This is a genomic window from Mycobacterium sp., from assembly GCF_008709575.1.
Classification (GTDB): Bacteria; Actinomycetota; Actinomycetes; order Mycobacteriales; family Mycobacteriaceae; genus Mycobacterium.
In genome coordinates this window covers 37,244-45,594 of the sequence record NZ_VYIK01000027.1, presented here as the reverse complement: position 1 = coordinate 45,594, position 8,351 = coordinate 37,244, and the positions used below count along the sequence as shown (strand labels likewise).

The following is an 8,351-nucleotide window of genomic DNA, read 5'->3' as shown; positions in this document are numbered from 1 at the left end:
CACCCACATCCGCAACCGGCACAACACACGACCTGCCGCGTGACGTTGACAGAGGTGTATCATTGCACTTTCGCGGTCGCGGTGATGTATTCGGAGTGCAAGACGGCATCGACCTGAACATCGACGTCAGGCGGCGTGTGCCCGTAGCCGGCTTGCAGCTGCAGCGTGTTGCGGACCGGATCAACGGTCCACCCATGATCGGCCAGCCAGCGGGCGGGCGGGGTCTTGGTCTGCTCGTCGTAGGTCAGCGCGGAGAAGTCGGCACCACCGGACAGCAGCCCGGGATATCTCTTCTCCAGCGCGGCAAGCTGATCCCAGGTGTGCCGCGAGCCCAGGGCGCCGATCGCCAAGTGGCTGCCCGCTGCGGAAAGCGCACTGATGCGGGCCAAGAGCGCATCCTGCGCCTGGCCGGTCAAGTAGGGCAGTACGCCCTCGACCGACCAGGCCGTGCGAGCCTGCGGGTCGAATCCTGCCGCCTGCAATGGTATTGACCAGTCGTGGCGAAGATCGGCGGCGACGACTTTGCGTCGAGCAGCCGGTTCGAAACCTTTTTCGGTAAGCACCCGCGATTTGAACTCCAGGACTTTCGGCTGGTCCACCTCGAACACTGTCGTTCGGCTGGGCCAGTCGAGCCGGAATGCCCGGGAGTCCAGTCCCGCGGCGATGATCACCGCTTGGCGGATGCCGTCCGCCGTGGCCGACATGAAGAACTCGTCGAAGAACCGGGTCTGTACGCCGTACAGCCGCGGAAACACCATGGCGCCCTCGGTTCGCGCCGGAGTGGCCAGCAGCCCGGTCAGATACGGATCGGCCGACGCCGCGATGAAGTGCTTCGCGTACTCGTCGCGAACCAACGGCTGCGGACCGAGAGCGTGCACAGCCCGCCAGCCGGCCACCACCAGCGCGGTGTAACCCACGCTGCTGACGATGTCCCACTCGTCGTCGTCGGAGCGCACCGTCATGCTTCTCCTCCATGGTTGGCCATCGTCATAGTTCCAACAGAACGGTCACTGGGCCGTCGTTGACCAATTCGACCTGCATCCGCGCACCGAAACAGCCGGATTCCACCCGGGCACCCAGGTTCTGCAGCTCCCGGACGAACACCGTGACCAGCGGCTCGGCGACCGCGCGCGGCGCGGCGGCGTTCCAGGACGGGCGCCGGCCCTTCGCGGTGTCGGCGTAGAGGGTGAACTGGCTGACCACCAGGATCGGCGCAGCGATGTCGGCGGCGGATTGGTCGTCGTCGAGGATGCGCAACTGCCAGAGCTTTTCGGCGAGTCGGCGGGCCTTGTCGACGTCGTCGCCGTGGGTGACCCCGACGAACGCGAGCAGTCCCTGGCTGTCGGGCTGGATCGCACCCACCACCTGCTGGTCCACCGATACCGTCGCAGTGGCGACGCGTTGCACCAGCACCCGCATGGGTCCGATGCTGCCATGCCCCGGTGGTGCCGACGGCGCCGCAGGTAGTGTCGGTGCGTGTCGGTGCTGGTCGCGTTCTCGGTCACCCCGCTCGGTGCCGGGGAGAGTGTCGGGGAGTACGTCGCCGAGGCGGTGCGGGTGGTCCGCGAGTCCGGATTGGCCAACAAGACCGAGGCGATGTTCACCGAAGTCGAAGGCGAGACCTGGGCCGAAGTGATGGGCGTCGTCCAGCGCGCTGTCGAGGCGGTGGCGGCCCGCGCGTCGCGGGTCAGCGCGGTGATCAAGGTCGACTGGCGCACCGGCGTGACCGATGCGATGACGTCGAAGACCGAATCGGTGGAACGTCACCTGGGCACGCCGAAGCCGTAGCGCGCACTTTAGTGTCGTACTGGTGAGTGCGCGCGCGGGAATCGTCGTCACCGGGACCGAGGTGTTGACCGGGCGGGTCGCCGACCGCAACGGCCCGTGGATCGCCGAGCAGTTGCTCGAGCTCGGTGTCGAGCCGGCCCACATCATGATCTGCGGTGATCGGCCCGCTGACATCGAGGCGCAGCTGCGGTTCCTGGCTGACGAAGCGGTGGACCTGATCGTGACCAGCGGGGGACTGGGGCCGACAGCCGACGATGTGACCGTGGCGACCGTGGCCCGGTTCTGCGGTCGTGAGCTGGTATTGGACCCCGAGCTTGAGAACAAGATCGCCGCGATCGTGACATCGTTGATGGCCCGCATCGACAGCGGAGACGCGGAGGCGCTGCTGGCGGCCAACCGCAAGCAGGCGATGATTCCGGCCGGAGCACTGACGCTCGACCCGGTGGGAACCGCACCGGGCCTGGTGGTGCCCGGCACGCCGACTGTGGTGGTGCTGCCCGGGCCGCCGCGCGAACTGCAGCCGATGTGGCGAGCCGCGGTGTCGACGCCGGCTGTTCAGCAGGCCATCGCCGGGCGCACCAGCTACCGGCAGGGCACGCTGCGACTGTTCGGGTTGCCGGAATCCGGGTTGGCCCAAACCCTGCGTGACGCCCAAGAGCGGCTCCCGGGGTTCGGGTCGCTGGAGATCACCACCTGCCTGCGGCGCGGGGAGATCGAAATCGTCACCCGCTACGAGCCTGAGTTTGCCGACGTGTACCGGAGGCTGGTCGAATTCCTTCGGCAAAAGCATGGTCAATATCTCTTTTCCGAAGACGGATCGACGGTGGACGAGCTGGTCGCGCGGTTGCTGAGTGGCCGGCGAATCGCCACGGCGGAGTCGTGCACCGCCGGGCTGCTGGCGGCCCGGCTGACGGAGCGGCCGGGATCCTCGGCCTACGTCGCCGGTGGGGTGGTGGCCTATGCCAACGCGGCCAAGGCGCAGCTGCTCGGCGTGGATCCCGCGCTGATCGACCTGCACGGCGCGGTCTCCGAACCGGTCGCGGAGGCGATGGCCGCCGGTGCACTGCGCCGCTTCGGGGCGGACACCGCGGTCGCGATCACCGGCGTCGCCGGTCCGGGCGGGGGAACCAAGGACAAACCCGTGGGCACGGTGTGCTTCACGGTGTCACTGGCCGACGGTCGCTCGCTGACGCGAACCGCCCACCTGCCCGGCGATCGCGCTGACGTGCGAGAGCGCTCGACGACGGTCGCGATGCATCTGCTGCGGCGTGTGCTGAGCGAGCACTGATCCTGAGCCGTGCGTCCGGCATAGCATCGGCTGTCCGCCCCGCTCCCCGGAAGGCCTTCCGGGGAGCGGGCCGGGACTGCCGCGACCGACGGCGTCGGCGGATTTGGTGGTTCGGCGGTGAGCTGAAAGTCCCTGTACCACTTCCCGAACACCGGCAACGCCCCATTCGGCGAACAGCCCATCGACATCGTCGTACCGGACCAGGCCGGGCTGAGCGCACCAGTGGCGCGTGTCAGCTGCCCCGCCGAGCCGCAGGTCGCTATCAGATGGCGTCTCCGATTTCCCGGAGTAGCGCGGCTTTGCCCTTGGCGCCGACGATGCGTTTGATCGGTTGACCGTCTTTGAACAGGATCATGGTGGGGATGGACACGACCTGGAATTGGCGGGCGGACTCGGGATTGGCGTCGACGTCGAGCTTGGCGACGGTGAGCTGGCCGGCTTTTTCGGCCGCGATCTCCTCCAGGACCGGGGCCACCATTTTGCACGGCCCACACCAGGTGGCCCAGAAATCAACCAGCACGGGCGTGCTGGCCGACAACACGTCGGTGGCAAACGACGCGTCAGAAACGGTCACCGGAGCGGTGGGGTTATCCGTGTTGGTCATTGCTGAGCTCCAATCAGATCACTGTCGGTGCTTCCGGGTTCGCCGGACCCGGCATGTTCGGCCAGCCAGCGTTCGGCGTCGATCGCCGCTGCGCAACCGGTGCCCGCAGCGGTGACGGCCTGACGGTAGTTACGGTCCACCAGATCCCCGGCGGCGAACACCCCCGCCAGCGAGGTCTGGGTACTCGGTGCGCGCACCACCACGTAGCCGTCCGAGTCGCACTCGAGCACATCACGGACCAACTCGGAACGCGGATCGTGGCCGATTGCGACAAACATCCCGGTCACCGCCAGGCTGGATTCCGCACCGGTGACGGTGTCGCGCAGCCTGAGCCCGGTGACCGAATTCTCGCCTTCCACGGCCACCACCACACTATTGGTGACAAACCGAATCTTGTCGTTGTTGCGGGCCCGTTCCAGCATGATCCTGGACGCCCGGAACTCCTCGCGGCGATGCACGATCGTCACACTGCGGGCAAAGCGGGTCAAAAAGGTGGCTTCCTCCATCGCCGAGTCCCCGCCGCCGATCACCGCGATGTCTTGGTCACGGAAGAAAAACCCGTCGCAGGTCGCACACGAGCTGACACCCCGGCCCAGCAGTTCCTGCTCGCCCGGTACGTGCAAATAGCGCGCGGCGGCGCCCATGGCCAGAATGACCGCCCGCGCATGATAAGTGTCCCCCTCGCTGGTCACCACCGACTTGACCGGTCCGGTCAGCGACACCGACTCGACATCTTCCGGCCGCAAGTCGGCGCCGAACCGCAGTGCCTGCTCCCGCATCTGGTCCATCAACTCCGGCCCGGTGATGCCGTCGCGAAAGCCCGGGTAATTCTCCACCTCGGTCGTCGTCATCAACGCCCCACCGAACGAGGTACCCTCGAACACCACCGGCGCCAGTTGAGCCCGTGCCGCATATAACGCCGCGGTATATCCCGCCGGCCCGGAGCCGATCACAATCACCTCATGTACATCACTGCTAGCCGTCATAAACACCTTCCAGTCAGCAACTCCAGCCGCGGTATTTTTCAGCTTAGGTCGCATCGGCGGCTGTGCCAGTAGCAGCCCAGTCGGCCTGCGCGAAGATGTACCACAGAATCGTCGCCGGTACACATTTTGTGACACCGTGTTAATCCGGTCGCCGCGGCCACGTGAGAGGGCTCACACCACCTCATTTCCGTCGACTCGAAACTCCGGGCCGGCCCGGTTCGGCCTGCTCAGACGCCTCGACGGCGGCGCAGGCGGCGTTGGGCACAACGCGCTGTTGTGGCCTCACAACAGTCGAGCCTCTACCTGGGTTGTCGGGGCGGAGGAACGATCGTGGCTGTGACCCGTAGAGTTGAGCGAAGTACCGTCGCGTCCTAGCGCGCGCTGATCAACGGGGACCTCGTTGTTGTGGGCTTGACCGGACATGACCGCCGCCACGCGGTCGGGTCGGCGGGCGCGGGATATTTCGTCAACGGCGATGCTCGTGATCCAGGCCAGCGATTTCTATGAAGGAGATGAAGGGTCGATGACAACACCTCATCCCACAAAGGGTCCCACAAAGGGTCCCGCAAAGGCGCCCGCTAAGACGCGGAGTGAGGGACAGTGGGCGCTCGGTGAGCGGGAGCCGCTCAACGACAACGAGAGATTCAAACAGGAGGACGGGCCCCTGAATGTGCGGGATCGGATCCTCAACAAGTACGCCAAAGAAGGATTCGACAGCATTCCTCTGGATGATCTTCGGGGACGTTTCCGCTGGATGGGGATCTACACCCAACGGGAGCAGGGCTACGACGGCAGCTGGACCGGCGACGAGAACATCGACACCATCGAAGCCAAAAACAGCTTCATGATGCGGGTGCGCACCGACGGGAAGGCGTTGTCGGCCACGACGATGCGCACGCTGGGTCAGCTTTCCCAGGAATTTGCCCGGGACACGGCCGACATCGGAGACCGGGAGAACATCCAGTACCACTGGATCCGCATCGAAGACGTTCCCGAGATCTGGGACCGGCTGGCATCGGTCGGCCTGACCACCACCGAGGCCTGCGGCGACTGCCCACGCAGCTTCCACGGTTCGCCGCTGGCCGGTGAATCACTGGACGAGGTTCTCGACGCCACCCCGGCCATCGAGGAGACCGTGCGGCGTTTCATGAACAACCCCGACTATGCGAACCTGCCGCGCAAGTACAAGACCGCGATCTCGGGCTTGCAGGACGTCTCCCACGAGACCCACGACGTCGCGTTCATCGGGGTCAACCACCCCGAACACGGTCCCGGAATGGACGTGTGGGTGGGCGGCGGCTTGTCGACCAACCCGATGATGGCCCAGCGGCTCGGCGCGTGGGTTCCGCTCGAGGAGGTGGCCGATGTGTGGGAGGGCATCACCAGTGTGTTCCGCGACTACGGCTACCGACGCCTGCGCTCCAAGGCGCGGCTGAAGTTCCTGGTCAAAGACTGGGGCGTGGAAAAATTCCGCCAGGTTCTCGAAGACGAGTATTTGGGTCGCAAGCTGATCGACGGCCCGGCGCCCGAGCCACCCAAGCAACCGATCGACCATGTGGGCGTTCAGCGGCAGAAGAACGGCCTCAACGCGATCGGCGTCGCGCCGATCGCGGGCCGGGTTTCCGGAACCACGTTGTGCGCGGTGGCTGATCTCATGGAGAAAGCCGGATCGGAACGGGCGCGGCTCACTCCGTACCAGAAACTGGTCATCTTGGACGTGCCCGATGCCATGGTCGACGAAATGGTCGCAGGTCTGGACGGCTTAGGTCTGCCCTCCAAGCCCTCCCCGTGGCGCCGGAACACCATGGCCTGCACCGGCATAGAGTTTTGCAAGTTGTCGTTCGCCGAGACCCGGGTCCGCGCCATGACCTTGGTGCCCGAGCTGGAAGAACGGTTGGCCGACATCAATTCCACACTCGACGTGCCGATCAGTGTGCACCTCAACGGCTGCCCCAACTCGTGCGCCCGTGTCCAGGTCGCTGATATCGGGTTCAAGGGCCAGATGGTCGACGACGGCCACGGCGGCTCGGTCGAGGGTTTCCAGGTACACCTCGGCGGCAGCCTGGGCCAAGAGAGCAATTTCGGCCGCAAGTTACGCCAGCACAAGGTCACCAGCGATGAAATCGGCGATTACATCGATCGGGTGACGCGCAAGTTTCTCGAGCAACGCCAAAACGGCGAACGCTTCGCACAGTGGGCTATGCGAGCTGACGAGGCGGAGCTGCGATGACCACCAGGGACAGGACATTTTCCGAGCAGGAACTGCGCGAGGTGGCCGAGCGCGGCGCCAAGGACCTCGACGGCGCCGGCGCAATCGACCTGTTGCGTTGGACCGACGAGAACTTCGGCGGTGCCGACGGTGACTGGACCACCTGCAGGTACGTTGTCGCGTCCAACATGCAGGACGCGGTGCTAGTGGATCTGGCCGCAAAGGTGCGCCCGGGCGTGCCGATTCTGTTCCTGGACACCGGCTATCACTTCGCGGAGACCGTAGGCACCCGCGATGCGTCCGCAGCCATGTACGACATCCACGTGATCAACGTCACCCCTGAGCACACGGTGGCCGAGCAGGACGAACTGCTCGGCAAGGATCTGTTCGCCCGCGACCCCAACGAGTGCTGCCGGCTTCGTAAAGTCGTTCCGTTGACCAAAGTTCTCGCCGGATACGACGCCTGGGTGACCGGGCTGCGCCGCGTCGACGCACCAACACGCGCCAATGCGCCGCTGATCAGCTTCGACGAAGCGTTCAAACTGGTGAAGATCAATCCGCTGGCCGCCTGGTCAGATCAGGACATGGCCGACTACATCGCCCAAAACAACGTGCTGGTCAACCCGTTGGTGGAAGAAGGGTATCCGTCGATCGGCTGTGCCCCGTGCACCAGCAAGCCGGCACCGGGCGCCGACCCGCGCAGCGGGCGCTGGCAGGGACAGTCCAAGACCGAATGCGGGTTGCATATCTCATGAACCCGCTCGTGCTCACCGCACACGGCAGCAAAGATCCACGATCGGCCGCTAACGTGTGCGCCGTGGCCGAGTTGGTCGAGCGGCTGCGGCCGGGCCTGGACGTGCGGGTGGCGTTCTGCGAACAGAACACCCCGAATCTCGTCGATGTGCTGGCCGGTCTTCGCGATGCCCGTCGGGCTGTCGTGGCGCCCTTGCTGTTGGCCAGGGCATACCATGCCCGCGTGGACATCCCCAACCAAATCGTCCGTGCCGCTGCGCACGGTGTGCGACAGGCCGAGGTCTTGGGCGAAGATGACCGGCTGGTCTCGGTGGTGCACGAGCGGCTTGCCGAGTTGGGTGTTTGCGACCGTGACCGCGGATTGGGTGTGGTGATGGTCGCGATCGGCTCGTCGGACGGCGCGGTCAATGCCCGTACCGCGACAGTGGCGGCCAAACTTGCGGCCGGCACCCGGTGGGTGGGTGCCATGATGGCTTTCGCCACCGGCCCGCAGCCCTCGGTGGCCGCTGCCGCCGATGAGTTGCGACGCCGCGGAGCCCGTCGACTCGTTATTGCGCCGTGGTTCTTAGCGCCGGGGCTGTTGCCCGACCGGGTGCAGGCCTATGCGCGCGAGGCTGGGATCGCGATGGCAGCGCCGCTGGGTGCGCACCGACTGGTGGCCGAGACGTTGCTGGACCGCTACGACCGCGCGGTGTCGGTCCGGGCCGCGGCCTGAGGCGAGTG

The 8,351-nt window shown here is 65.9% G+C and carries 9 protein-coding genes; 5 read left to right on the top strand and 4 right to left on the bottom strand.

Annotated features, from left to right (window positions below; all coding sequences use genetic code 11):
* Window positions 1-59: 59 nt before the first annotated feature.
* Both F6Q13_RS08305 and dtd read right to left on the bottom strand, forming a co-directional pair.
* Window positions 60-962: a class I SAM-dependent methyltransferase gene (locus F6Q13_RS08305; protein ID WP_293055012.1), complete on the bottom strand. Its 903-nt coding sequence runs from the start codon at window positions 960-962 to the stop codon at window positions 60-62.
* Between the two features lie 25 nt (window positions 963-987).
* Complete coding sequence (gene dtd, locus F6Q13_RS08300) at window positions 988-1,419, bottom strand: D-aminoacyl-tRNA deacylase (protein ID WP_293055010.1); 432 nt, start codon at window positions 1,417-1,419, stop codon at window positions 988-990.
* Between the two features lie 57 nt (window positions 1,420-1,476).
* On the opposite strand from dtd, the gene F6Q13_RS08295 reads away from it, so the two are divergent.
* Window positions 1,477-1,788 carry an MTH1187 family thiamine-binding protein gene (locus F6Q13_RS08295; RefSeq protein WP_293055008.1) on the top strand — a complete coding sequence of 104 codons (312 nt, stop codon included), beginning with the start codon at window positions 1,477-1,479 and terminating at the stop codon, window positions 1,786-1,788.
* A 22-nt stretch (window positions 1,789-1,810) separates the two neighbouring features.
* Window positions 1,811-3,076 carry a competence/damage-inducible protein A gene (locus F6Q13_RS08290; protein WP_293055006.1) on the top strand — a complete coding sequence of 422 codons (1,266 nt, stop codon included), beginning with the start codon at window positions 1,811-1,813 and terminating at the stop codon, window positions 3,074-3,076.
* 262 nt (window positions 3,077-3,338) lie between these two features.
* Here the strand turns inward: F6Q13_RS08290 and trxA are convergent, their stop codons facing one another.
* Window positions 3,339-3,680 carry a thioredoxin gene (gene trxA / locus F6Q13_RS08285; RefSeq protein ID WP_293055005.1) on the bottom strand — a complete coding sequence of 114 codons (342 nt, stop codon included), beginning with the start codon at window positions 3,678-3,680 and terminating at the stop codon, window positions 3,339-3,341.
* Entirely contained in the window at window positions 3,677-4,666 is a 990-nt protein-coding gene (gene trxB / locus F6Q13_RS08280) for a thioredoxin-disulfide reductase (RefSeq protein ID WP_293055003.1), read from the bottom strand. The genes trxA and trxB overlap by 4 nt, the downstream gene beginning before the upstream one ends.
* A 523-nt stretch (window positions 4,667-5,189) precedes the next feature.
* On the opposite strand from trxB, the gene F6Q13_RS08275 reads away from it, so the two are divergent.
* The 3 genes from F6Q13_RS08275 to F6Q13_RS08265 are packed head-to-tail and all read left to right on the top strand — an operon-like array spanning window position 5,190 to window position 8,343.
* Window positions 5,190-6,896 carry a nitrite/sulfite reductase gene (locus F6Q13_RS08275; RefSeq protein WP_293055001.1) on the top strand — a complete coding sequence of 569 codons (1,707 nt, stop codon included), beginning with the start codon at window positions 5,190-5,192 and terminating at the stop codon, window positions 6,894-6,896.
* On the top strand, window positions 6,893-7,630 hold the full coding sequence (locus tag F6Q13_RS08270; protein WP_293054999.1) for a phosphoadenylyl-sulfate reductase: 738 nt from the start codon (window positions 6,893-6,895) through the stop codon (window positions 7,628-7,630). Before F6Q13_RS08275 ends, F6Q13_RS08270 begins: the two co-directional genes overlap by 4 nt.
* Window positions 7,627-8,343 carry a sirohydrochlorin chelatase gene (locus tag F6Q13_RS08265; protein WP_293054997.1) on the top strand — a complete coding sequence of 239 codons (717 nt, stop codon included), beginning with the start codon at window positions 7,627-7,629 and terminating at the stop codon, window positions 8,341-8,343. The genes F6Q13_RS08270 and F6Q13_RS08265 overlap by 4 nt, the downstream gene beginning before the upstream one ends.
* Window positions 8,344-8,351: the final 8 nt, after the last annotated feature.